The sequence below is a fragment of the Mycobacterium simiae genome (genome assembly GCF_010727605.1).
GTDB lineage: Bacteria > Actinomycetota > Actinomycetes > Mycobacteriales > Mycobacteriaceae > Mycobacterium > Mycobacterium simiae.
Window position 1 is genome coordinate 4,633,842 of sequence record NZ_AP022568.1, and the last position, 24,452, is coordinate 4,658,293.

Consider the following 24,452-nt stretch of genomic DNA (forward strand, 5'->3'; position numbering starts at 1 on the left):
GTATTCGGGATGGTGAGTCCCGCTACGGTTCGAGACGGTCAGCTGGCGCGGTTGGTGGCCTTGGCTCCGGTGTCTGCGGCCGAGGCCCGCCTGGTCGGCCTGGTGCGGAGGGTGTGCGCGCAGACGACGTCGCTGCCCCCGCTGCCGGTGGAAGTGGAAGTCGACGAACCGTCCTCGGAGGCCGAGGCCGTCACCGCCGAGTTCGCCGAGCAGTTCAGCGCCGACGTCTCCGCGATCACCCCCGAGCAGCGGTCACGGTTGTTCAAGTCGTTGGGGGACAGCACCTTTGGTGTGGCGGTGGCGATGTACATCGCTGACTTCGTGCCGCGGGTGCGCGCCGGACTGGAAGCACTCGGGGTTGGCGCCAGTTTCCTGGGCTGGACGCGCGGGCCGATGGAGTGGGATCACACCAGCGACCCGTCCGGCGAGGTGTTCAACGAGTTCCTGCCGTCGGTCGGTCGGATGCGGGCACTCGACCCGCTGACTTCCGAGCTGGTGCGGCTGCGCGGGGCAGCTCAGCACAACTGCCGGCTGTGCAAGTCGGTGCGGGAGAGCCGCGCGCTGCAGGCCGGGGGGTCGGAGACGCTGTACGACGAGATCGCGCAGTTCGAGACGTCGTCGCAAATTGATGATCGCCGAAAGGCAGCGCTGCGGTATGTAGATGCGCTAATTTGGACGCCTGCGCACCTCGACGCCGACGTTGTCGCCGAGGTGCGCGCCGGGTTTTCCGAGGCCGAGGCCGTCGAGCTCACCCTCGATGTCATGCGCAACGCCAGCAATAAGATCGCCGTCGCGCTCGGTGGCGACGCGCCCCGGGTGTCCGAGGGCACCGAGACCTACCTGCTCGATGTCGACGGTCAGACAGTTTTCAGCTGACTTGGTCACGTCGTGTTTCGAACGCTTGTGCGATGGATATTCGTCGGTTATGACTGACCAGACGCGGCAGGCGCCGCAAGAGAATCCGGAAAAAGAGACGTCCGAGTGGGTGACTGGCGATGAGCCGATGACAGGCCCGCAGCGCAGTTATCTGCACACGCTGGCCCAGGAGGCCAACCGCGACCTTCCCGACGATTTGACGAAGGCGCAGGCATCGGAGCTCATCGACGAGTTGCAGCAGGCGACGGGACGAGGCGCGGACTAAGGACACCGCATCGCCGGCGGTGGGGGCTGAGGCTAAGGTCGAACCCGTTGAACACCGGGGGCGGTAGCTCAGTCGGTTAGAGCCGCGGACTCATAATCCGTTGGTCGCGGGTTCGAGCCCCGCCCGCCCCACCGTATGTTTTCTAAAACTGACGGACATCGTTGACAGTCCGGGTCTCCGATCATTAGGAGACCTGCATGAGCGAACCGCTGCTGCCCCGTGAAGTCTGTCGCCGTCTGGCGATCATCCAGCACGCCGAGGAAGTGACCGGCAACGTCGCGGTGACGTGCCGTTACTACGGGATTAGTCGGCCGACCTACTACACCTGGTTGCGGCGCTACCGCGAGCTAGGCATCGAGGGGTTGCGGGATCTGTCCCGGCGACCGCGCCATAGCCCCAACGCCACCCATGTCGACGTCGTCGGCAAGATCCTCTACCTGCGCCAGCACTACCATTTCGGGCCGGGCAAGATCGCGATGTACCTCAAGCGCTACCACGACGTCGAGGTATCCCAGTCCGGCGTCTGGCGCATCCTCAAGCGCCTGGACCTCAACCGCCTGCCGGCCTCGCAGCGCTACAAACGGCTCGACAAACGATGGCAACGCTACGAAAAGCAGCTCCCCGGCCACCAGGTCCAAATCGACGTCAAATTCGTTGAGCCACTGAAGACCGCGGCCAGGCCCGCCACCGGCCGACGCACCAAGTACTACCAATTCACTGCCATCGACGACTGCACCCGGCTACGGGTATTGCGCATCTACCCACGCTGCGACCAGAAAACCGAGATCCAATTCGTTGACTACGTACTCGAGCGCCTGCCCTTCCCCGTGCAGGTCGTCCAGACCGACAACGGCGCCGAATTCCAATCCGCCTTCCACTACCACGTTCTCGACAAAGGGATTGGCCACCGCTACATCAAACCCCGCACGCCACGGCTCAACGGCAAAGCGGAGCGCTCCCACCGCATCGACGCCGAAGAGTTCTACGCCCTGCTCGACGGCGTCGTCATCGACGACGCCAAAGTCTTCAACAACAAACTCAGGGAATGGGAGGACTACTACAACTACCATCGCCCTCACGGCGGCCTCGGCGGCCAAACACCCTACGAACGACTACGCCAGAAAACCCAGACCCGGCCGTAACCGATGACCGTCAGTCGCACACCCCACAAGGTAAAAATGCAGGTGAACGCAAGTGAGGCTGTTTGCTGGCGGTTGATTCAAGTCAGCAAATAGCCCGCTCTGTCAACACGCTGTCAACATACCAACCGTTGTACCAAGCAAGCGGCGCAGCGCCAGCAAACGCCGAGCTAAAGCGCGGATTCGCCCAGACAACAAGAGCCAAGTTGAACCCCAGCGGCTAGTTCTGACCACCTACGCAACGGGAGACCGCAACGCAACGGTTGAGCCGCGCTAGCGGCGAAACACCACCAACGGAACCCAACCGGCGGGGAACCGCACACGATAGCGTGTTTTCCGCTTTACGCTGGGCGTTGTGTACTCGTTTCGCAACAGGTTGATTATTAGCGACCCACTAGCAGCGCGCGACAAAGAACCTCGATTCAGCTTATCCGATGATTCAGGTAGTGAAATCGTGGAACTACTTGGACCGAACGCCGAAGATCCGATTGATCATGCGTTGGAATTGCGTCTACGCGGAAGCGGGTTCGTTTCTCGTGAAGCGGCAATCGATGCCGGAAAACTTTGGCGCGACCGAGTTACAGTCGCTTTCGCTCATTATGAGAAGGGGATTGAAATAGGTCTAGATGTAAGCACCGATGAGCCCTCATGGGGCTACGGTCAACCGTATTTCATTTTCCAACGTGGCCGAGTGAATCGGGACACGCCCCAACTTACCGTCTTCCCGACAAACAATGAGCCGCCGTCGAGTGTCGCGGGAGGGGAAGGGGTTGTAGCACACCCGGTTCAGACGTTCATTAATGGACCGTTGGGGTGGGTGAAGCGCCGCGACTGTCACCTTCGCGACCAACAACGGCTTGCGTACAAGCTGTTTCATGCAACGCATTTCGATTCTAACCCGGAGTCCAAATATATTCTTCTCTTTACGGGCATAGAAGCCTTGATACCCAAGCGCTTCCGGGTAGAGCCTATTAGAAAAATGCTCAGGCAGTTGCGTACATACTTAGAAACATTGAATGATACGCAGGAGTCGCCCAAAGAGTCGGTACGAAGACTGTTGACGTACAAAGAAAATGAATCAATTCGCTACCGTGGGAGAAACTGGGTTCAACTCTTGGATGATTGCACGTTCGACGCCATGACGGCCGAAGACTACTTTTTGCGGGCATACGACACCCGTAACAGTCTAGCGCACGGAAACGTTGACAGACCAACCCCCGAGAGCCTTAATACACAGATACCCGAGCTTCGCCGCTACCTGCTGGCCTTGCTCGATATGGACGTGTTCGGGGAGTTGATGCCAGGATTGATGGCTTACAACCAGGATGGATCGATTATTCCAGAAGCCGCGCCCTAGCTCGTCTAGGTGGTGGGGCGGGGGATCAACCTTCTCCGTGCTGTCGTCGCTGTTGAATCCATTGGTCTTGTCTTGCTTCCAATAGCCTGCGGGCAACTTTCATGTTCTGTCCAAACTTCGCTCCGGTCCTCACCGATGTTAGGTAAACACCGCCAGGGCCGACGGCTTTTGTCTTGCGATGCAGCCGATTCCACCATTTTCGCGTTGTGGCTGCCCGCCACTGGCTCGTGTGGACGTCCTCAAGCGGTCCAGTTTGGTTCATGGGGAACCACTGGCACAAGGCATATCGACGGTCAACTGCATCCATCCATGTGATCAGCAGCCAATCTTTATCGAAATCTTGAGCCTCAATGCGCAAGGCCGGAAAGCTGTCGCCTGACTTGACGACTGTCATTCTTGCGCCGCTGGTTTGTATCCCGTAAGTCGCCTCGACAGACACGTTCGTCGCTGATTCCGAACCTAGATTTATTAACTGATAGTGATGATGGCGCGGTTCGTCCGTGTCAGGATCGTTCTCGGCATGGTCGTAGTGCAGCCACCAGGCGACAGGCGCAAATCGACGCCGAAACCGAAGTTCAGCGATTAAAACGAACGCGAAGGTGGCTGGCGAAAGAAAGACGGTAAGCCAATCGGCTGCATTCATACCGGGCACGGTACAGCCGCTCTTACTGAGGACAAGCTTGGCACCGGAAGCGGGGTGTCTGGCCGCACCCTTTGCGGAAAGCGTCTACAGGTATCCGAGCTGGTTCATGATGTTCTCTCTTTGCGCTGCGAGGATCTTGCCGTGCGCGCCGTCAAGCTGGCGCTCAAACTCCTACCGCGCGGCCAGCACGGATTCACGGCCGGCGTTTGGATACTGCGCGGCCAACGCTTCAAGCACGCGTCTGGTTGCTACATCTAGGGTTGTGGGACACACCCGTACCGACGTTCTGCCGAAAAAGTGTTGACGACGGTTGAAAGCCCGGCCAGTCGCGACGGTTGAAAAGTAGGCCACCCAATCGGATTGGATGGGTGATCTCCTTGGAAGACTGGGCGTTGATCCGTCATCTTCATCGCAGCGAGGGTTTGTCGCAGCGGGCCATCGCACGACAACTTGGCATCGCGCGTGACACCGTGGCGGCCGCGGTGGCCAGCGATGGTCCGACGAAGTACGAGCGGACCTCGGCGCCGTCGGCGATGGATGCCGTGGAGCCGCGGATCGGGGCCGTGTTGTCGATCTATCCGCAACTGCCGGCCACGGTGCTCGCCGAGCGGGTCGGCTGGACGGGGTCGATCTCCTGGTTCCGGGAGCGGGATGCCGTTCGTCAAACAGGAAAACAGCTGCCGCACCTAGTTGGTCAAGTTGCCGTTGGAGTCTATTTGGAGCCAAGGCAGCCCAAGCCCAAAATTAGTGCGCACTTTCACCCTGCGATACCAGCACGACAGCTTGAGCTTTTGCAGAAATTGGGCGGGTTGGACCCTCGATTTGCCAAGATGCCCACAGTATCAACGCCTTTCGTTCTCAAGCCCGGCATGATTTGGGGCCCGTCGATTGGCAACCCCGGTGGCTGGTCAGTGATGGGTGGCGGCCCCAACATCGAATACGAATACACCGGATTCAACATGACATCTGAACCAGGTGGCGCATTTCTTGCTGCGCAACCTCGCCGATCGAGGCCGTAAAACGCCAACACACAACCGCCCTGGTGGGATGGCGCGCCAATTCAATCGCGAGCTTTGAAGCAGCAAACTTGCCCACCTCGGGCCACCCGTCAACATGCGTCAACATCCTGTGTTGACCCAGCTAACGCCGGTCCGGCCAGCAGGTTTGCCATCTAGGATGGCTATTGAATGCCTGACATCAGCGAAAGCTATTGATGTACAGCATATTTAATCGTCGAGATTGATTGCGTGATGGGATTCGATTTCGCTTGCTGAATCATACTTCAGCAACGCCGGATACGGACTCATAATCCGTTGGTCGCGGGTTCGAGGCCCGCCAGCCCCACCGCATCGTTACCGCAGGTAAGGGCACTTTTTTGCGGTCGGGGACACTGCGCCGCTGCCGTCGTTTCGGGCCGCTGTGACAGCGGTGTGACAGTGGTACGGCTTAGCTGGGCTCGCCTGGTAGTTCTCCGCGAAGGCCAGCACGCGGGGCGCAAGACGATGAATCGGCGGCAGCAGGGTGCGGCGCGTGAAACCGGGACCGTTTTGCAGCGCATACAGGCCCTGCCTGCCGTTGAATCGCCCGATCAATTCCTTGATCGTGGCGGCGTCATCAGCGACATTCGGGAACAGGATCGCGTCCAGCTTCTCCTGCAGGGGACCCATCAACGGCTGAAGCGCCTTGATCATGTCCAGTACGCTTGGTTCTGACGTCATCTGTTGCAGTTCGTTACGGTCAAGCCAGGGCTTGTTCCTATGCTCCTTGGTGAACTTGAGCATGTACGCGCGATCCATGTACACGTTCACCGCAGGCTCACCATGAAGCCGTGCCGTGAAGTCGTATTTGAAGGCGTTGATATCGCCGTGCAATAGCGCATCTCGCATCTCTACCAACCAGCGGTACTCAAACGACGTTGTCATCAAGTCGTTGAACAATTCGAGTACCGCCTGTTCCTGAGGCGTGCGTCGGCTGAAGGTGTCGCGCACAGCTCGGATTGTCTGGTCCTTGTGACTATGCAGCGCACTGGTGAACGAGATCAGCGCGGAGCGCAGTTTGCGCCTGCGCTCGTCCCACGCGTCCTCATCCATCAGTGAGACACGGTCGGCCTGAAGATCCTGCAGGATGCCCATTAGCACGTCGCACACGGCGTCATTCTGGTCGGAGATGTGCCGCAAAAGCTCGCTGTCCAGCATCTTGCGAAGCCGTTCGTGTGCGTCGCGATACCGCTCGTGCTCGGCTTCAGTGAACGAACACAGCTTCTCGAAGTTGATGTCAGCGTCCCGGTTTGGGTCGTAGAACCCTAGAACCGCACCGTATGGGTCTGCTGCCGCGTCTGCCTCGGCCTGCTCCAACTCGGCATCCCGAGTCTGCAGTTCGGTTATCGCCGCCTGCATAGCCTGTCCGGCCGCGGCAATCTGCTGCTGAACGCCGTCTGCCGACGGCAGCCCCTCGGAAAGCCAACGCTTGCTATCGGCCGCGATGCGCTTAAAGGCATCCTTCAGGAGCTGCTGAGCACCGTCGCGGGTCAGCCGATCCCGGACGTCTGGGGTGTCTACCCAATCCAACGCCACTGTCTTCATCACCTGCGCCATCTCCCTGCAGACCTGAACGATGATCGCCATTGCCGGACTGGCTGGCGGCGGGTTATCCGACATGACGGTGTTCTGCCATTCCATGAAGACCGCTTCGCAAAAGTCGCTCGGCGTGGGCTCCTCACGTCCGTCCAGTGACTCCGTGAAGGCCTCGAGCCGGCCGATCCACTCCCGTACGCGCTCTGTCTCTTCCTGCTCGTCCTCCACGTTCGTACCTTCCTTTGTACTGTCACATCGTCTGTGGCTCCCTTCTGTTGGGCAGCCGAACAGCATCGCATCCGGGTCCGACCGAAGCACGACAATTTCGGCGCGTGTCGTCCGCGCCTACTCATCATCCGACCGCCGGAAGCGGTGCCCGTGCTATCCCACGAGCGACACCCGGCGGAAATCTTGCTATGGCCTCAGCACCTACCGAGTTTTGCCGTCACCGCGTTGGTAGCGTGCGTCGCGTGACACTTATCACGAGCAGAATGCCCGGCGACTGGGTCGAACTGGAGGACGCAGTTGCCTCGATTCTGCAGGAATGTGGCATGAGAGTCCGGCAACATGAACGCTTGAAGTTACTACGCGGTCACTTTGACGCGGATGTCGTGGCCGACGAAACTGTCGAAGGAATATCGAACAACATCATCTGCGAATGCAAGTTCTGGAGCACCAACATTCCAGCGGAGAAGGTGCGGTCGTTCCGGGTGGCAGTAGACGAGACGGGTGCTAATCGTGGATACGTTATCTCGCGCAATGGGTTTCAATCAGGCGCTGTAGAGGCAGCGCGTGCCACTAACGTCGAGTTGGTCACATACGAAAGGTTCCAAGAACTCTACTTCGAGAAGTGGTTTAGGACCAGAATATGGTCGGTTGAGAACGCTATCAAGGGTTTTCACTCCTACTACGAACCGGGGCCGTTTTGCCGCCCCGGGTACGCACAGCTTGAAAGCGACGACGAACGCGCCGAGTACAACGCAGCATGGAATCAGTACTTCTTTGCGGGCGCCCTACTCGTCGAATTCTCGCCGTACGTGCGGATGCACCCGGGCACCCAGGCTCCACCTCCGCCATTGCCATTAGACGTCACGAAGATAGAGCAGGCTGGTTTCGCAATCCCCGACGACATCAAGTTCGAAACCGGATATCGTGAGGTTCTCGCTGCGCTTGAAAACTATGCGCAGCAGGCCATTTCGGATCTGCGCACTGTCAACCCAATCACTAGAGGCAAGCCAAATGCCGACTAGAATCCGCGGTCGATAGCTATCCGCTCCTTGCACTGCGGTGAAGTACCCCGGTACTGTCCGCCTTCGCTGGGCGGCTTACCGCGCATAGACGAGCGCGCCATTAACAGCTACCTCGAAGCGTGGCCGATATACAGGTAAACACCGTCTCCGGGAATCAACGACAGCCACGAGTATCTGACGGGCAATGTAATCGCTTGGCGAACAGTCAAATACGGGATCTGTTGGCACACAACATGCATGGTGGGGCGCTAATCCCGTTGGTCGCGGGTTCGAGCCCCGCCCGCCCCACTTCAGAGCGTGCCCTACTTCTGCCCGGTCGACCAGCGACGGCAGAGCAATAGGACGTCGTCGACGACGGCGTCGGTGAAACTATCGTCGACCACTTGACCGGTCACGATCACTCGGTAGTGGATCGGGCCGACGAGCCGCTCTGCCAGCAATGCCACATCGGCGTCGGGTGCCAGCTCGCCGCGCGCGATCGCACGGACAAACGGCCGCTGGTCGCGTACCAGTTGATCGTCCAGATAGCTGGCCCGAAATGTCTGGGCAAGCTCGGCATCGTGCTGCGCCTGACCCACGAGCGCTCGGTACACCGCGCCGGCATCGTCTTCAGTGAGAAATCGGGTGGTGTTGCGCAGATGCGAGCGTAGATCGGACTCGAGGCCGCCGGTGTCTGGTGGTTCGAGGTCGGCGGCCGCGTCTTCGAGAAACGCATCCATCAGGACTTCGGTCTTGGAGCTCCACCAGCGGTAGACGGTCTGTTTTGCGACGCCTGCCGCTTTGGCGATTCCTTCGACAGTGACTCCCGCGAAACCTTTTTCGGCAAGCAGGTCGTCGGCGGCGCGCAGAATCGCTTCGCGCGCGGCCTCACTGCGTCCATGCCGATTGCCGCGATGCGGTTGCGGGTCCGCCACAGCCCGATTCAACACCATGTCCCCTAGACTAGACGCAACGGTTCGTCTACGCTAGCGGGCATGACCGCAACATTGAACCAACCGAAGTACGCCTCGATCATCGACCGGCTGTTCGCCGATGCGCAGCTGGACGCCGAACGCCGACAGGGGATTCCCCACCCGACTGAGTACGCCGTCGAAGACCGGGGTAAGGCATTCCAACACGTCTACCTGTCCGTGGCGCCCGAATCGGGCCGGCTGCTGTACAGTCTCGTGCGCGCAGTCAAGCCGACCACGATCGTGGAATACGGTATGTCGTACGGTATTTCGACGCTGCACCTGGCTGCCGCGGTGCGCGACAACGGCACGGGACACATCATCACCACCGAGATGAGCACCCACAAGATCGCGGCTGCACGCGCGACGTTCGCCGAGGCGGGCGTCAGTGACGTGATCACCATCCTCGAAGGAGATGCGCGAGAGACCCTCAAGACGGTCAGCGGCCCAGTGCAATTCGTGCTCCTGGACGGCTGGCCCGACCTCGACCTGACGGTGATCAAGATCCTCGAACCCGCGCTCGCCTCGGGCGCGCTGGTCCTCGGCGACAACGTCAACCTCGATCCAAACCACGACTACCTCAACTACGTCCGCGCGCCCGAGAACGGTTACGTCAGCACGGCGCTGCCCCTCGACAAGGGCATGGATCTGGCAGTGCGGGTGTAGCCGGACCGTCGGCCCGAATCGGTTCCCGCCAGCCGAGCGCCGGCCGCGGCTGCATCGTCGTTGTCGACATGGGCTGGTCAAGATCGGCGAAATGATCTAATTCTCGGTGCTGATCAGAGCTTCGACCGGAGGCATGCTGGTGTAGTCGATCTGGTTGGTAAGAATGGCGGCGCTGAACCCGTTGTCGACGAGCATGTTTGTGCCGTTGACATAGCTGGCCGCGTCGCTGCCGAGGAACGACAGTACCGAGGCCACTTCGGCCGGCGTAGCGCGGCGCTCACCACTCTGGCTGACCATCCATTCCAAGATGCCTTTGCCCATTGAGGCGTTGAAATCGGCCAGCAGCGGGGTATCGATGACGCCCGGGCATACGCTGTTGACCCGAATTCCGCTGCGGCCCAGCGGGGTTGATAATTTCAGTGTGAGGACTTGAGCGCATTCCTTCGAGAAGCCATAGGGGTTGTACGTTAGCGCGGGATGCTGGCGCACCCACTCCAAAGCGGAGTGCCAATCTTCGATGTCGAGCAATTCCTGGATGTCGGTGAGGCGTTGCGGGTAGCCACCGCCGGCCGTCGATGCGGTGATGACGACGGAGCTACCGCGAGGCATGCGGTGCTTCACGCCATTGATCAGTTTGCGCGGGGCAAGAACGTTGACGGCCATCACGATTTCGGTGGGCAGGGTCGCCGCGACGCCGGCGTTGCTGAACAGCACGTCGATGGTCTCGGGCAGCTTGCTGATGGCTTCGTCAATGGCCAGCGGATCGGACAAATCGACTGTGATCGTCTGGTCGACCGGCCCATGGCAGGGTTTGATATCGAGCGCCACGATGTGTGCAGCTCCGGCAGCGCGCAGTTGTTCGACGAGGGCGGCGCCCACGCCGGTCGCCGCGCCGGTGACGACGGTGACCTTGTTATGGTAGTTGATGATGGGGGACATCTTTACCTCTTCGTCTTGTGACTTATAGCGGTTTCCACGTTGAAGTGCCGTCCGTGCGAAACGCGCTGAACGAGCTCGCGAGGTCGCCGGTCGAGGTGCACAACACCTGCGTTCGGTTCTCGATGTCGAGGGCGTGCCGCAGGCTCGGTGAATCGACGTTCTGCCACATGGTCTCCTTGGTCATCCATACGGCAAGCGGTGAATGGCCCGCTATTTCGCGGGCTTTTTCGATGGCGTGTTCCACCACGGCGTCCGCATCGACCACATCGAGAACCAGGCCGATCTTGGCGGCTTCGGCGGCATCGAAGACCCGTCCGGTCAGCATCAACTCCGCCGAGCGTGACGCGCCGACCAACCGCGGAAGGTGATAGCTGGTGCCCATGTCGCATGAGGAGACGCCATGGCGGATAAACACGGCCCCGAAGGTGGCATTGGGGGTTGCATAGCGGATGTCGCATGCCAGTGCCAGGGCAAACCCGCCGCCGACAGCGGCGCCGTTGACCGCCGCGATGACGGGTTGGCGCAGGCGGTGGATCTTCTCGAACGCCGACGTCATCAGCTCCTGAGCGGCCATCGTGACCGCCGTGGCCGAGGAAGCTCGGACTTGCAGCGAGCCGTATGGCGTGGCGTCATGGTCGGTGAAGTCGTCCGGCCCCGCTTTTATATCGGCTCCGGCGCAGAACACCGTGCCGGTGCCGGTCAGAACAACGGCGCGCACCTGGGGGTCGCCGTTGATGTTGTCTAGGATGCGGTGCAGTTCGGCCAGTGTCTGCGAATCCAGCGCATTGCCGCGGCGTGGTCGGTTGATCGTGAGAACAGGGATGGCGCCGTCATCGAGATGGTCGATGGTGAACGCGGAAGCGGTTGCAGGAGTGGACATTCCGTCTTCTACTTGTAGTTGCTCGGCTGACGTGACGGCCCGCTCACCGGGCCACCATGCCACCGTCGACGATGAGGGTCTGGCCAGTGATGAAACTCCCGGCATCGGAGACCAATAGCAATGCCGCGGGGACCATTTCATCGGGTGTGGCGATGCGCTGCAGCAGCGCGGAGGCTTCCATTACTTTGATGAAATCGGGCGGGTTGGCCCGCGTCATGTCGGTGTCGACGGAACCCGGCGCCAATGCGTTGACCCTGATTCCCGTGTGGGCGAATTCAGCGGCCATGGACCGCGTGAATGAAACCATGGCGGCCTTGGCCGCGGAGTACATCGACACCAAAGGCGAGAAGATGAATGCGCCGGCCGAAACGACATTCAGCACCGCCGCATGCTCGCTCTCACGCAGATACGGAAGTGCGGCCTGTACCAGGAACACCGGGCCCCGCAGATTCACCGCGAACGATTTCTCCCAGGCTTCCATGGTGATGTCACCGAGGGTCTGCGCCAACGCGTTGGCCGCGTTGTTGACGACGATGTCGATGCCGCCGAATTGCGTTGCCGCGGCATCGACGAGGGCATTGACCGCCTCGATGTCACCCAGATGAGTCGGCACACCAATTGCCTTGCCGCCCAAAGTCTGCAGCCGTTGCGCGGCCGTCTCGCACGCTTCGGCTTTGCGGCTGGCAACGACGACGTTCGCGCCGACGCCCACCAAGCCCTCCGCGATGGCGAGCCCAATTCCGCGGGTACCGCCGGTAACGATTGCTGTGCGCCCGGTTAGGTCGAATTTCGCCTGCAGAGCTGCTCTGTCCAAAACCGCATCCCGTCTCTTCAGCGCGCCAACGTGCGCGAAAACCGGGCAATCGCGGGCCCGGCAGGTTTACCTTACACCACGTAAGGTAAACCTGTGAGATGTCAAACTCTGCCTCCCCACTGTCTGGAAGGTCACTCATGTCCTTAGCGGGATCGACGGCGATCTCAGCTTTCCTGGTGGCGCCATGAGACTTGGTCTGCAACTGGGATACTGGCCGGCGCAGCCGCCTGCCGAGCACGCTGAGCTGGTGACGGCGGCCGAGGAAGCCGGCTTTGACGCTGTCTTCACCGCTGAGGCCTGGGGTTCAGACGCCTATACGCCGTTGGCGTGGTGGGGACGCCAGACCACCCGAATACGACTCGGGACCTCGGTGGTCCAGCTTTCCGCGCGGACACCGACCGCCTGTGCGATGGCCGCGCTCACGCTCGATCATCTCTGCGGCGGGAGGCATATCTTGGGACTCGGGGTCTCTGGACCGCAGGTTGTCGAGGGATGGTACGGCGCCGCGTTTCCCAAACCGTTGGCGCGCACCCGCGAGTACGTCGACATCGTGCGGCAAGTGTGGGCGAGGGAGGCGCCGGTCACGAGTAAGGGGCCGCATTACCCGCTGCCGCTGACCGGCGCGGGGACGACCGGCCTGGGTAAGCCACTCAAGCCGATTGTGCACCCGCTGCGCGCTGACATCCCCATCATGCTGGGGGCCGAAGGTCCCAAGAATGTCGCCCTCGCCGCAGAGATCGGGGACGGCTGGCTGCCGATCTTCTACAGCCCGCGACTGGCTCCGATGTACAACGAGTGGCTCGATGAAGGTTTTGCCCGACCGACCGCTCGCCGTAGCCGCGAGGACTTCGAGATTTGCGCAACCGCCCAGATCGTGGTGACCGATGACCGCGCTGCAGTCCTGGCCGCGATAAAGCCATATCTTGCGCTCTATGTGGGCGGCATGGGTGCCGAAGCCGCGAACTTCCACGCCGAGATGTATCGCCGTGCCGGCTATGCCGGGGTCGTCGACGAGGTGACCAGGCTGTTTCGCAGCGGACGTAAAGACGATGCCGCGCAGGCGATCCCGGATGAGATGGCCGAGGACATGGCCGTTGTCGGGAACATCGACCAGGTGCGCCAACAGATCGCGGCATGGGAAAAGTGCGGCGTCACAATGATGGTCGTCCGGGGCTATGGCAAAGACCATATCGACGAGGTGGCCGAACTGGTCGGCTCAACCACTCGCACTGCCCGAAATACCTTCTCCGACAGCATGATAACCAACTCATCACACTAACCGAGGATGTTCAGATATGCCCACCAGCACCATCAGCGCGGCACGTACCGACTACGACAAGTTGTTCATCGGCGGCAAATGGGTCACTGCATCGACATCGCAAGTCATCGAAGTCTTTTCGCCGGCGACGGGATTAAAGGTGGGCCAGGTCCCGCTGGCTGTGGATGCCGATGTCCGCGCGGCCTGCGCCGCTGCCCGCGAGGCTTTCGACAACGGACCGTGGCCGCGAATGTCGCCTGCCGAACGCCAGGCCGTGATCGCCAAAGCCACCGCATTGGTCGAGGAACGCGCCGAGGAGTTCAAGTATCTGCTCACGCTCGAGACCGGGCAGCCCGCCACGATCATCGACATGATGCAGTTCGGCTCTGGTGTTGCCACCCTCAAGTTCTACTCCACCGCCGCTGACAAATTCACCTGGAAAGAAATCCGCGATGGCATCTACGGACAGAGCCTGGTGGTCCGCGAGCCCACCGGCGTCGTTGGCGCGGTGGTGGCGTGGAACGTGCCGTTTTTCTTGGCCTGTAACAAGTTAGGCCCCGCGTTGTTAGCCGGCTGCACAGTGATTCTCAAGTCGGCCGCGGAGACACCGTTGGCGACCAACCTCTTGGGGCAAGCCTTCGCCGACGCCGGGTTACCCGAAGGCGTGCTCTCGGTACTGCCCGGAGGGCCGGAAACGGGACGCGCGCTGACCGCCAACCCCGAGCTGGACAAGTTCACCTTTACCGGCTCGTCGGCGGTAGGAAAAGAGATCGGCAAGATCGCCGCCGAACGACTCAAGCCGTGCACGCTCGAGCTGGGCGGAAAGTCGGCGGCGATCATCCTCGAGGACGCCGATCTGGACACGACGCTGCCAATGCTGATTTTTTCCGGCTTGATGAACAGCGGGCAAGTGTGCGTCGGGCAAACCCGTATCCTCGCGCCGCGTGCCCGCTACGACGAGATCGTCATGAAAATCGCTGACGCGGTCGCCGCGCTGCCGGTTGGCCTACCGGATGACCCCGCCGCCGCAATCGGCCCGCTGATCAGCGAGAAGCAGCGTGACCGAGTCGAACGCTATATCCAAATCGGTCTGGAGGAGGGCGCTCGTTTGGTGGTCGGAGGCGGGCGCCCCGAGGGGCTCGACGGGGGTTGGTACGTCGAGCCGACCGTATTTGCCGACGTCGATAATTCGATGTCGATCGCTCAGGAAGAAATCTTCGGCCCGGTGCTGGTGGTCATACCGTACGAGGATGAGCAGGACGCGGTCCGGATCGCCAACGACTCGGTATATGGGTTGGCCGGATCGGTGTGGACGACCGACAACGACAAAGCAATGCGGATTGCTGCGCAGATCCGGACCGGAACTTACGCGGTCAACATGTATGCGTTCGACCCCGGCGCTCCGTTCGGTGGTTACAAGAATTCCGGGATCGGCCGCGAGAACGGGCCGGAAGGCATCGAGGCTTACTGCCAACCCAAGAGCGTGCTGCTGCCGTTCGGTTTCGTCCCAGAAATTTGATCGACGCCCGCGTCAGACCACACTCACGTTCGTGGACGCTGGTCTGTCGCGGGTGGGTGATGACTGATGCAGCAGGCCCTGGCCCTGGCCGGTAGAGTCAGCTGCTGATGTCGTCGTCGCGCGGGGCCAAGGCCCTCCCCAAGCCGCCGGAGGAGCCGGCAAAGATCAGCAGCGCGCGAAGCGGTCGTCCCAAGGACGAGTTGCGCCGACAAGCTGCGCTTGCCGCGACACGCGAACTTTTGATCGCCAAGGGGTACGACGAAGTAACCCTGTCAGAAGTCGCGCGACTGGCGCGAGTCTCACGCCCATTCGTCTACGACAATTGGGGCACGAAATTCTCGTTGGTGGAAGATGCGATCTTCACCGCGGACAACCCATCGCTGTTGAGCGACGACGAGCCGTTCGTCGATGCGCTCACCCATATGATCGCCGCGATGGTCGAAATCCAATCCGACCCAGCATATTTGGCGGGCCTGCCGGGACTTTCCGCGGAGCTGTATAACCGGCCCGACCTCGTCGAGCAGGTCGAGAGTAAATACATCGCACCCGTGCGGGCAGCGTTCGTACAGTTGACGGAGCGGGGCAAAGCTGACGGGACGGTTCGCCATGACGTCGACGGCAGCGCTCTGTTGGACACCATCCGGGGCGCGATCATGCTGCACACGCTGATCAATCCATCACTGAGTCAAGCCGAGCTCGTCCAACACCTTTCTTCGATAATCCTGGCGGGCATCACGAAACGATGACCGACGGTATCAGTGCATGGTGGGCTGATTTGTTGCTGCAGTGAGCATTTCGGGGATGACAGTGAACTTCACGCGCGGGCGCGAAATGCGCGCGCCGCGCTCGCGCTCTGCATCGTCAATGGCACGCCATCCCTCCCATCCCACAGTCGTGATGCCACGCTGCAGCAGTAACGCGCTAAGCGATGCCCCGTCCTGTACCTGGTTGTCGAGCGTGCCTTCGGCGTAATCCGTCCACAGTTGTGCCACGGTTTCTTGGGCGCACGCGCGGTTGGTGCCTATAACGCCGCGCGGTCCGCGTTTGATCCAGCCGGTGACGTAGGTGCCGGGCAACGGCCGGCCGGCCTCATCTATCACCCGCCCCTGGTCATTCGGGATCACTGCTTTGCCTGCGTCGAACGGTAGTCCACATTGCGGCACGCCCTGGTAGCCGATGGACCGCAGGACCAACGAAGTGTCAACCCACGCATCGTCTTTGGTGTCTGCGCATGCTATCCGCAGTTTCTCGACCTGTTGAGCACCGCTGATTTCCATTGGAACAGCGGAGAACTGGAAGACTATCCGCTTGTTGCCTGGGGTCGCGGGTCGGCGGGCGTATTCGCGTGCTAGCCGCAGCTTGAAGGCGGTCTCGACGTCGAGATCGTCTCCTGCCCGATCGACGTCGTCAACCTGATGGCCATCGATGATGACGTCAATGCCTTCGAGGTTGCCGAGCGCCAGGAACTCGCCAGCCGAGAACGCCGCGTGGCGAAAACTCCGGCGTCCCAGGATGAGAACTTCTTCGATGGTGCTCTGCGATAGCGCATCTAATGCATGTTGGGCGATGTCGGTCCCGGCGAGTTGGGCGGGCTCGGTAAGAAGCATCCTCGCGACGTCGAGCGCCACGTTGCCATTTCCCACGACTACCGCGCGCGGTGTACTGAGATTGAAGGTATGGCCAGCGTGATCGGGATGTCCGTTGTACCAACCAACGAAGTCGGCCGCGGGGTGAGCGCCGGCCAGATCCTCGCCGGGAATCCCTAGCGCCCGGCTTGTGGAAGCGCCGGTTGCGTAGATCACGGCGTGGTGGTGTGCGATCAGCTCGTCATGGGTGATGTCGCGGCCAACGTCGACGTTGAAGTGACACCTGAATTGCTTGTTGGCAAAAAGGTGGTCGAATGATTTCGTTATCGACTTGGTGTGTTGGTGGTCGGGTGCGACGCCCGACCGGATCAGGCCGAACGGTGTTGGGAGCCTGTCGAATAGCTCGACTTCGACTCCGTCGACGCCGACCAGCTCTGCGGCGGCGTAGCACCCTGCCGGGCCTGCCCCGACGATGGCGACACGCAGAGTCTCCGAAAGCGCACGCGGTCGTGGGTTGGTCGCAGGCCTGGCTTCGGACTCTAGAGGCTTGTTGCGAAAGTAGGCTGCGTTGATGTCTTTGAAGAGTTCTAGTTGGGGTGGCAGATCTTCTTCGTAGAAAATCGCGTTCACCGGACATTCATCGACACAGGCGCCGCAGTCGATGCACGCTTCCGGGTCGATGTAGAGCATCTGGGCCGACGTCGCGTCGGGGGCGGTTCCCACCGGTCGAATGCAGTCAACCGGGCAGGCCGGGACGCAGCTCGCGTCGCTGCAGCAGCTCTGCGTAATCACATATGCCACAGATTGACCCTCCTTTCACGACGGTGCGATAGTACTGGACACTTGTCCGATTTTTCCAGTCGGGATGACTGTGGGATGCCACGCATGATCGCCGCGGCGCGGCGATGTGAAGACAGAAATCCGTCTCAGTTGCAGGCATTGAGATTTCCGTCGAGTTCCCCCATCGGTACAGACCAATCTAGACACATGTCTATAATCACATCAACTGCGCGCGGTCTGCAGCCAGATAGGGCCTCAATATCGCGCAATTGTGTGCGACACCCCAGCCGCGCCATCGCGCAGCCTCTTGCATCGCCTCAGCGCCAATCGGTTGGCCGCATCGGCGGATGGTTACCTCGCGTATCTGACGGGCATACGTGTGAGTCCGTTGGTCCAACCGGATCGTGCGCGGCTTGGCGTATCCGTCATATGGATGTCGGGCATGTGGTCGGCAATAGCGTTGAGCATGATATTGAGCTCCATCCGCGCCAAGTTGGCGCCGATGCAGTAGTGGGGGCCCGTGCCGCCGAAACCTAAGTGTGGGTTCGGATTTCGTTCGATGTCCAACTTGAACGGATTGTCGAAGACCTCCTCGTCGAAGTTCGCCGAGCCGTAAAACAGTCCAACTCGTTGACCTTGACGAATCGTGACTCCGGAAACTTCCGTGTCGTGGACAGCAGTGCGTTGAAAGACGTTGACAGGAGAAGCCCATCGAATGATTTCGTCGGCCGCTGTCGCGGGACGAGTCCGCTTGTAAAGCTCCCATTGCTCGGAATCGCCCAGCAGGGCTTCCATTCCGAGTGCCGTCGCGTTGGCAGTCGTCTCGTTCCCCGCTGTCGCGAGCAGCACGATGAAGTAACCGAACTCGAGTTCGCTGAGCTGGTCGCCGTCCTCGCCGGCGGTCACCAGGCGAGTGATGATGTCATCGGCGGGGCATGTCCGGCGCTGTTCTGCGAGCCCATAGGAGTAGCCCATGAGTTCGACCAGCGCGGTGCGGGGATCCTCGTTGCCGGAGTCTTCGGCGCGCATCATGGTGTTGGCCCAGTTGAAGACCTTGTCGCGATCGCCCTCGGGGAAGCCGACGAGGTCGGCAATCGCCTTCATGGGCAATCGGTAGGCAACATCCTCGACGAAGTCGCCTTCACCCTTTGCCGCGGCCGCGACAACGATCTGTTCTGCCGCCGAGCGCAGGCCCTTCTCCAGGGTGGCCACGTTGCGTGGGGTGAACATCCGCGAAACCAGCTTTCGTAAGCGGGTGTGCACCGGCGGATCCGTATTGTGCATGAGCAGTTTCGCCGCTTCCATCTCCTGCGGCGACACGTCATTCGTATAACGCATAACGCAACCGTTGTGGTTCGAGGACCACGTCGCCGGATTGCGCGAGATTTCGCGGATATCGGCATGTTTCGAAATCACCCAGTAGCCGCCGTCGTGGAAGCCGCCGGCCTTGGCTGGATCTTGCTCGTTCCACCACACCGGAGCGGTGCGCCGCAATGTCGCGAATTCTTGCAGCGGCAATCCCTGTGCGAGCAATTCCGGATCGGTGAAGTCGAAGCCGATCCCGAACGACACGTCGGCGTGTGGTTCTTGCTGTGTTGTCATGCCGGAAACTCCTGAGACAGCTCGTGCAGATCCATGGGCGCCGCTACAACTACGGTGGGCCGTGACTTACCTTACACTATGTAAGGTTAAGTGATCGGCATCGCAACCACGCGACAGGAGGACGCGCTGGTGCGCGTCGACTCAGTCAATTCGCACTCGGAATCGTTGGTGAGGATGCAATACACGCGACCAACAGAGGCGTGCCGGAGCGGCAACTCCACCCGCTCGATCAACGACATCGACCCGGGCTTCTTCGGAGACGCACAAGCGCACGCGGCGCCGAGCCTGGTACTACCTTACATCGTGTAAGGTAAGTCGGTGAGGGTCGCTAGGCTCGTTGACCGCCCCCGCTTTGAACTGCAGCCTCAGGAGTTCTGCGCATGATGATGTCGCCCGCTCAGCAGCAGGAGCGGCGGCGTCAACTCATTGCCATAACGGTCGACATCGCCCGACGTGGCGGTTACGACGCTGTCCAAATGCGGGCCGTCGCGGACGGTGCCGACGTGGCAGTAGGTACCGTGTATCGCTATTTTCCATCGAAGCAATGCCTGCTGTTGTCCGCTCTGGAGAGCGAACTCGAGCGTTTAGAGCGCGTTGCGCGTCCGGCGTCGTCCAGTGCAGGCGACTGTTATCAGCAGTTGTGGCACGTGATTTCCCACCTCAACGCCGACATGACACATGATTCCCGGCTGGCCGAGGCGATGGCACGTGCCTTCATGCTCTCCTACATCAGCGGAGGCGCTGATTGCGATCGGGTGCGGCGCCGGCTCGATGCCATGTTCGCCCTTCCGCTCGGCGGCGGGGATGAGCCCACCGGCGCCCAACGGAAATTGGCGTGCCTAGTCGTCGATTCTTGGGTGTCAAACGCGATCTCGTGGCTACACCGGCGAGCAACGACCGCGGATATCAACGACCGCCTCTGGCATTTGTTGGCGGTGCTCGCGCGTCGGGACGGGCTCGTTGGCCCCATGCCGAATCAGCCCGATTTCTTCGCCTGAAGGAGCAGAATGCTAACTGCCATCGAGCCCCAACAACCTCCGGGCCGCCGGGTGGTAAGCCTCGCGGCGGACCGGGCAGCGGAGACGGGGCCGTATCGGCTCGACGTCTTCGCCGCTGATGTCGAAGACGCCGTGACAAGTGCGGGTGGTTGGCTATTCGACCAAGTCGCCGGCAGCTGGCAGGTGACGGTGATCCTCGCCGAGGTCACCGATCCGCGGCCGCTGCAGATTCTGGGCGTCGACATCGAGGACATGCAATCCGCGTTGGCAGCCGCGCCCAGTCGACCGCGCGCCCAACTAGTGGCCGCGGCAGCCGACCTGCTCATGGATGATTCCGAACTACGCCAGTATGTGATCTCAGGATTCGGTCACTACCCGACCGAAATAGCGTGGTGGGGCAACGAATTGGCAACTGGCCTCGACCGTGTTCGTTGTGTCCACTACAGACCCAGCGCGGCTGGCTCTGCCTTCAAACGGCAGGCGTTACTCGCCAGCCACGCCGACCACCACGTCACATCGCTGATCGAGACCCTCTGGTGCGGCATGTCTTTGCGGCGTGGCGCCGCAAAGACAGCCATGGCTCGATGAATTCGCCGCGCATCTCACTGGCGCTCCCGCCCAGCCGGGAAAAAATCGACCACGCGAAATAGCAGCAGGAGTCAGCACTGAACATCACGGCCAGCGCCGTCCATGAAGCCATCGCCCGCTTCACCGCCCCGTCAGGCCCGTTCGAAGTGGGTGAGCGCGTTATCGACGGAACACGCTATCGCGCGTTTACCCATGCGACCGACACGATGCCGCAACTTCTCGCCCCGCTGCGATCGCACGGCGACCGCGATTTCGTGATCTTTGAAGGTCAGCGCACGTCGTATCGTCAGTTCATCGCCGACGTCGACGCGATCGCCGCGGCCCTGCAATGCCAGTTTGGCGTTCAGTGCGGCGACCGGGTTGGCATCGCCATGCGTAACTGTCCGGACTGGATGAAAGTGTTCACAGCGGCCGCCGTTCTCGGCGCGGTGGTCGTTCCGATAAACAGCTGGGGCTCGACCGAGGAGCTCGAATTCACCATCCGCGATTGTGCACCCACGGTGTTGGCCGCGGACTCTACCCGCACGGCCCTGGCGGCCGATATCATCGCCGAGCAGTCGATCCCGGTTCTGCTCAGCGATGTCGATGACGGCACTAGACCGCTGCCCGCTCACCAGGCCGCTCGATTAGGCGTCAATCCCATCCTCACTGTAATGGCGGACTATCGTGGGCGAGATTACGAAATGGCCGTGACCACAGCGGATCAACCCGCCCTGCTGCTGTACACCTCAGGCAGCACCGGGCATCCCAAAGGGGTGATCTACCGCCACATTGCCATCGGCCAGGCGATCATGAACATGGTGTTTCTGGGCGCCTTGGGGATTGAACTGGGAGGCAGTCTCGACCTTCGAGGTGGCGCTACCGCGGATTCCCAGTTGGTCACAGTGCCGCTCTTTCATGCCACCGGTCTGTTCAGCGGCTTCCTGTTGCCCGCCATGTTAGGACACAAAATTGTCCTGATGCGCAAGTGGAGTGCCGAGCAGGCTTTGAAACTCATTGCCCGCGAACAAGTCACCATGCTGTCCACCGTGCCGGCCATCATCAAAGACTTGTTGACCCACCCCTCCTTCGACCCCACCAACGTGTCGACACTGACCCGGGTTTCAGCTGGCGGCGCAGCCATGCCGGCTGACTTGCCGGAGCTGCTGGAGAATCGTCTGGGTGTGGTGTCGCGCTCTGCCGGCTACGGGATGACCGAAACGGCGGCGATGTGCGCGGCGATGAGCGGTCCCATATTCGACCTCGCTCCGCTCGCCTGCGGCATTCCATCGCCCATCATCGATGTCCGGATATGCGAGACTGCAGCTGAGTCGCGCGCCGGCGACGGCGAAGGTGAGGTCCAACTTCGCGGAATCACGGTGACGCCCGGCTACTGGAATCGCCCGGACATTACCAACCAGGCTTTTACCGACGACGGGTGGTTGCGTACCGGCGACCTCGGTCGAATCGACGACGACGGCTTCTTACACATCACCGGACGCATCAAAGAACTCATTATTCGTGGGGGAGAGAATATCTCGCCGATTGAGATCGAGAACGTGGCCTATCGCCATCCGGGTGTCAAAGAGGTAGCCGTGTTCGGGGTGCATGACGATGCCCTAGGGGAAGAACTGGGGATGGTCTGCCACCCGTTTTCTGACGCGGCCCTGACGAAGCAAGACTTACGCTGCCACCTCGAGGGTCTTCTGCCGGCCTTCAAGGTGCCCAGATATATCGAGATGTCTTCGACTCCGCTGCCCCGCAACGCCAGTGAGAAGATCCATCGGCTCGCGTTGCGCAATAGTTTCTCTCTTCGCCTTCATGGCGGCGTCGAAGGCGACCACCCGGAGTAGTCACCAACGGCCCGCACCAGCTGGCCACCTATCAAGGGCCGCAACCGATTCGAGCAGGCCGCCGATGACCACTGGGTGGATCGTTGTCATTTCAGCACCACGACTCAACGCAGTACCTCACCCGGCGTCACGCCGACGACATCCGAGCCCCGCAAGCGACGATCTCGACCACCATCTATCTCGGACCTGGGTGGGGAATGAGCGAGCATAAGGTGTCGCATTGGCCACCAGACATTTTCGCGCCATGGCATGCCTCTCGTTGGTTGGGCAGGCAGGCAGGCGCTGCGTGTGCTTGTCGCTTAGAACGCCGGGACACCGTCTCGCAGCGGATGAAGCGCGCCGATCGGCGAGGTCAGCGGCAGGTGCAGGGCGTCAACGATTCCCGGCGGCGCCTCGCATACCCAGGGGATCGCGTTCACCGCGCGCATCCCGGTCGCGAGCAACCCGTGGTCGCTCGCGCTTTCATTAGCTCGGTAGCCGACTTCGAATTCGCCGTCGAACGAGGGTTCGCCGTCGATCAGCACTCGCCAGATTCCGTCGGTCGCTCCGGTGCGTCCGGTCGGCCATTCTGGAGCGAGATCGTCGGCCATCCGGTCGACGTGTTCGAGGCTAACCACCTCCTGACCGTCGACCACCCCAATGCATTTTGCATAGGTGGCACCGACGGTGCCGGCTGGGATCAGACCACACGCGGTGTGCAGATCGCGCGGCGTCGGCAAAAATTCACAGGTTTCTCGGATCTCATCGAACTCGACGCCGAGAGCATCGGCCACCATCGTGACGGCCGCACCCCAGCCCCACCTCAGCACCCCGGGCTGCTTCAGACCGCCCTGATAGTCCAGCGGCTGGCCGAATCCGAAGAGCTCCCGTACATCCCATTCAACGGGGTAGTCAGAGTAGTTCGTGATCTCTATTCCTCGCACCGAGTACACCTTGTGTGACATCGTCATCAGTGCGATCGGGAAAAGGTCGCAGCCGAAACCTGGCTCGATACCCGAGGCGAAGATCGAGCTTTGCCCGGTGGCGGCGGCCTGGCGAATAGCGTCGAGGAAACGCTTTGAGAGCGAACCCTTTTCGTAGACCAAGCCAGGCAGGGATGTGGTGACGATGTTGCTGCCGGCAGCCAGGATCCGGCAGAAATCACCGAGCGCCTCCGCGGGGCGGGGGCCGGCCGGAGCTGCGTACATGACGCAGTCGACGCCACGGTCCAACAACTCGTCGGCGTCTCGGGTGGCGGTGACGCCGATCGGGTCGATGCCTGCGAGCACGCCGAGATCCTGGCCGTCCTTGGCTGCCGAATGCACCCAGGCGCCGACCAGTTGCAGATTGGGTCGGTCGACGACAGTGCGGATCGCGTAGCGACCCACCCCGCCGGTGGCCCACACCGCCACGCGATAGGTCTTGTCCGATGCGCCCATTGCAGACTCCTTTCAGCCACCAAAACATAACAAGTGTAATCTTCTGATATGGCTGAATCCTCCTCGGTGCCACACCTGCACCACGCAGTGATCGCCGTCGAGCCAGAGCACCTGGCACAAACCGCGCAGCTGTTCACCGACTTGGGCTTCCGGTTCGACACATTCGACCTCGACGACGTTGGCCTGCGCGTCATGCTCGACTGGATGCGCGGGGTGGAACTCGTCACGCCGATCGCCGACAGGGGCGACACCGCGGTCCGACGGTTTCTGGACCGGCACGGAAATGGCGTCTATACCATCGCGCTACGGGTCGGCGATGCGCCAGCCGCCGAACAGATCGCCCGTCGCTACGGGGGTGTCACCAACTTCCGACAGCACCGCGACGGCGAGGGCTGGCAGCTGGACGAGATCGAGTTGACGGCGCTGCAACTGCCGTTGACCTTCATATCAACCGACCTACCGTGATGAGGGGATCGCCTGCAGGGGACACCCGCGACAACGCCGGCCTGAACACCATCA

General features: G+C 61.3%; 23 protein-coding genes and 1 tRNA gene. 15 read left to right on the plus strand and 9 right to left on the minus strand.

The window, feature by feature from the left end; all coding sequences use genetic code 11:
* The first annotated feature begins 9 nt into the window (after positions 1-9).
* The 5 genes from G6N33_RS21580 to G6N33_RS21600 all read left to right on the plus strand — a co-directional run bounded on the left by G6N33_RS21580 (position 10) and on the right by G6N33_RS21600 (position 3,637).
* Positions 10-876, plus strand: coding sequence for a carboxymuconolactone decarboxylase family protein (locus tag G6N33_RS21580; RefSeq protein WP_044506867.1), 867 nt, complete (start codon positions 10-12; stop codon positions 874-876).
* 49 nt (positions 877-925) lie between these two features.
* The gene (locus G6N33_RS21585) at positions 926-1,141 is read left to right on the plus strand and encodes a DUF3072 domain-containing protein (protein WP_044506865.1); all 216 of its coding nucleotides are present in this window, start codon (positions 926-928) and stop codon (positions 1,139-1,141) included.
* Between the two features lie 57 nt (positions 1,142-1,198).
* Positions 1,199-1,272 (plus strand) — tRNA-Ile (locus tag G6N33_RS21590).
* 66 nt (positions 1,273-1,338) lie between these two features.
* Complete coding sequence (locus G6N33_RS21595) at positions 1,339-2,283, plus strand: IS481 family transposase (RefSeq protein ID WP_163771605.1); 945 nt, start codon at positions 1,339-1,341, stop codon at positions 2,281-2,283.
* A gap of 352 nt (positions 2,284-2,635) precedes the next feature.
* Positions 2,636-3,637 (plus strand): hypothetical protein, encoded by a 1,002-nt coding sequence (locus G6N33_RS21600; RefSeq protein ID WP_155945893.1) that lies wholly within the window; start codon positions 2,636-2,638, stop codon positions 3,635-3,637.
* A gap of 25 nt (positions 3,638-3,662) precedes the next feature.
* Here G6N33_RS21600 and G6N33_RS21605 read toward each other — a convergent pair whose 3' ends face one another.
* The gene (locus tag G6N33_RS21605) at positions 3,663-4,280 is read right to left on the minus strand and encodes a hypothetical protein (RefSeq protein ID WP_155945892.1); all 618 of its coding nucleotides are present in this window, start codon (positions 4,278-4,280) and stop codon (positions 3,663-3,665) included.
* Between the two features lie 368 nt (positions 4,281-4,648).
* On the opposite strand from G6N33_RS21605, the gene G6N33_RS27545 reads away from it, so the two are divergent.
* A complete protein-coding gene (locus G6N33_RS27545) occupies positions 4,649-5,299 on the plus strand; it encodes a hypothetical protein (RefSeq protein WP_231382433.1) in 651 nt (216 codons plus the stop codon).
* 333 nt (positions 5,300-5,632) lie between these two features.
* On the opposite strand, the gene G6N33_RS21615 is transcribed toward G6N33_RS27545, so the two are convergent.
* Entirely contained in the window at positions 5,633-7,081 is a 1,449-nt protein-coding gene (locus tag G6N33_RS21615; RefSeq protein ID WP_179962643.1) for a hypothetical protein, read from the minus strand.
* Between the two features lie 242 nt (positions 7,082-7,323).
* Here G6N33_RS21615 and G6N33_RS21620 point away from each other — a divergent pair, with 242 nt between their 5' ends.
* Positions 7,324-8,103 (plus strand): restriction endonuclease, encoded by a 780-nt coding sequence (locus G6N33_RS21620; protein WP_163771607.1) that lies wholly within the window; start codon positions 7,324-7,326, stop codon positions 8,101-8,103.
* Positions 8,104-8,405: 302 nt separating this feature from the next.
* On the opposite strand, the gene G6N33_RS21625 is transcribed toward G6N33_RS21620, so the two are convergent.
* Entirely contained in the window at positions 8,406-9,035 is a 630-nt protein-coding gene (locus G6N33_RS21625) for a TetR/AcrR family transcriptional regulator (RefSeq protein ID WP_044506859.1), read from the minus strand.
* A 42-nt stretch (positions 9,036-9,077) separates the two neighbouring features.
* On the opposite strand from G6N33_RS21625, the gene G6N33_RS21630 reads away from it, so the two are divergent.
* Entirely contained in the window at positions 9,078-9,719 is a 642-nt protein-coding gene (locus G6N33_RS21630) for an O-methyltransferase (protein ID WP_044506858.1), read from the plus strand.
* 96 nt (positions 9,720-9,815) lie between these two features.
* On the opposite strand, the gene G6N33_RS21635 is transcribed toward G6N33_RS21630, so the two are convergent.
* The 3 genes from G6N33_RS21635 to G6N33_RS21645 all read right to left on the minus strand — a co-directional run bounded on the left by G6N33_RS21635 (position 9,816) and on the right by G6N33_RS21645 (position 12,352).
* Complete coding sequence (locus tag G6N33_RS21635) at positions 9,816-10,598, minus strand: SDR family oxidoreductase (protein ID WP_196806375.1); 783 nt, start codon at positions 10,596-10,598, stop codon at positions 9,816-9,818.
* A gap of 82 nt (positions 10,599-10,680) precedes the next feature.
* The gene (locus tag G6N33_RS21640; protein ID WP_044512063.1) at positions 10,681-11,538 is read right to left on the minus strand and encodes an enoyl-CoA hydratase/isomerase family protein; all 858 of its coding nucleotides are present in this window, start codon (positions 11,536-11,538) and stop codon (positions 10,681-10,683) included.
* A 43-nt stretch (positions 11,539-11,581) separates the two neighbouring features.
* On the minus strand, positions 11,582-12,352 hold the full coding sequence (locus tag G6N33_RS21645; protein ID WP_044506854.1) for an SDR family NAD(P)-dependent oxidoreductase: 771 nt from the start codon (positions 12,350-12,352) through the stop codon (positions 11,582-11,584).
* 184 nt (positions 12,353-12,536) lie between these two features.
* Here G6N33_RS21645 and G6N33_RS21650 point away from each other — a divergent pair, with 184 nt between their 5' ends.
* The 3 genes from G6N33_RS21650 to G6N33_RS21660 all read left to right on the plus strand — a co-directional run bounded on the left by G6N33_RS21650 (position 12,537) and on the right by G6N33_RS21660 (position 15,875).
* Positions 12,537-13,631, plus strand: coding sequence for an LLM class F420-dependent oxidoreductase (locus tag G6N33_RS21650; RefSeq protein WP_081662009.1), 1,095 nt, complete (start codon positions 12,537-12,539; stop codon positions 13,629-13,631).
* A gap of 16 nt (positions 13,632-13,647) precedes the next feature.
* Positions 13,648-15,129, plus strand: a complete 1,482-nt coding sequence (locus G6N33_RS21655; protein ID WP_044506852.1) for an aldehyde dehydrogenase — start codon at positions 13,648-13,650, stop codon at positions 15,127-15,129.
* 107 nt (positions 15,130-15,236) lie between these two features.
* Positions 15,237-15,875 (plus strand): TetR/AcrR family transcriptional regulator, encoded by a 639-nt coding sequence (locus tag G6N33_RS21660; RefSeq protein ID WP_044506851.1) that lies wholly within the window; start codon positions 15,237-15,239, stop codon positions 15,873-15,875.
* 9 nt (positions 15,876-15,884) lie between these two features.
* On the opposite strand, the gene G6N33_RS21665 is transcribed toward G6N33_RS21660, so the two are convergent.
* Complete coding sequence (locus tag G6N33_RS21665; RefSeq protein WP_044506849.1) at positions 15,885-17,516, minus strand: FAD-dependent oxidoreductase; 1,632 nt, start codon at positions 17,514-17,516, stop codon at positions 15,885-15,887.
* Positions 17,517-17,846: 330 nt separating this feature from the next.
* Complete coding sequence (locus G6N33_RS21670) at positions 17,847-19,067, minus strand: cytochrome P450 (RefSeq protein WP_331271332.1); 1,221 nt, start codon at positions 19,065-19,067, stop codon at positions 17,847-17,849.
* Between the two features lie 506 nt (positions 19,068-19,573).
* Between G6N33_RS21670 and G6N33_RS21675 the strand changes: the two genes are divergently transcribed.
* The 3 genes from G6N33_RS21675 (at position 19,574) to G6N33_RS21685 (ending at position 22,515) form a co-directional block, all read left to right on the plus strand.
* Positions 19,574-20,095 carry a TetR family transcriptional regulator gene (locus G6N33_RS21675; RefSeq protein WP_232069441.1) on the plus strand — a complete coding sequence of 174 codons (522 nt, stop codon included), beginning with the start codon at positions 19,574-19,576 and terminating at the stop codon, positions 20,093-20,095.
* Positions 20,096-20,104: 9 nt separating this feature from the next.
* Positions 20,105-20,683: a hypothetical protein gene (locus G6N33_RS21680; protein WP_163771608.1), complete on the plus strand. Its 579-nt coding sequence runs from the start codon at positions 20,105-20,107 to the stop codon at positions 20,681-20,683.
* Positions 20,684-20,829: 146 nt separating this feature from the next.
* Positions 20,830-22,515, plus strand: coding sequence for a class I adenylate-forming enzyme family protein (locus G6N33_RS21685; RefSeq protein WP_049918968.1), 1,686 nt, complete (start codon positions 20,830-20,832; stop codon positions 22,513-22,515).
* Between the two features lie 299 nt (positions 22,516-22,814).
* On the opposite strand, the gene G6N33_RS21690 is transcribed toward G6N33_RS21685, so the two are convergent.
* The gene (locus G6N33_RS21690; RefSeq protein ID WP_044506839.1) at positions 22,815-23,933 is read right to left on the minus strand and encodes an NAD(P)H-dependent amine dehydrogenase family protein; all 1,119 of its coding nucleotides are present in this window, start codon (positions 23,931-23,933) and stop codon (positions 22,815-22,817) included.
* Positions 23,934-23,981: 48 nt separating this feature from the next.
* Between G6N33_RS21690 and G6N33_RS21695 the strand changes: the two genes are divergently transcribed.
* Positions 23,982-24,398 (plus strand): VOC family protein, encoded by a 417-nt coding sequence (locus tag G6N33_RS21695; RefSeq protein WP_044506837.1) that lies wholly within the window; start codon positions 23,982-23,984, stop codon positions 24,396-24,398.
* Positions 24,399-24,452: the final 54 nt, after the last annotated feature.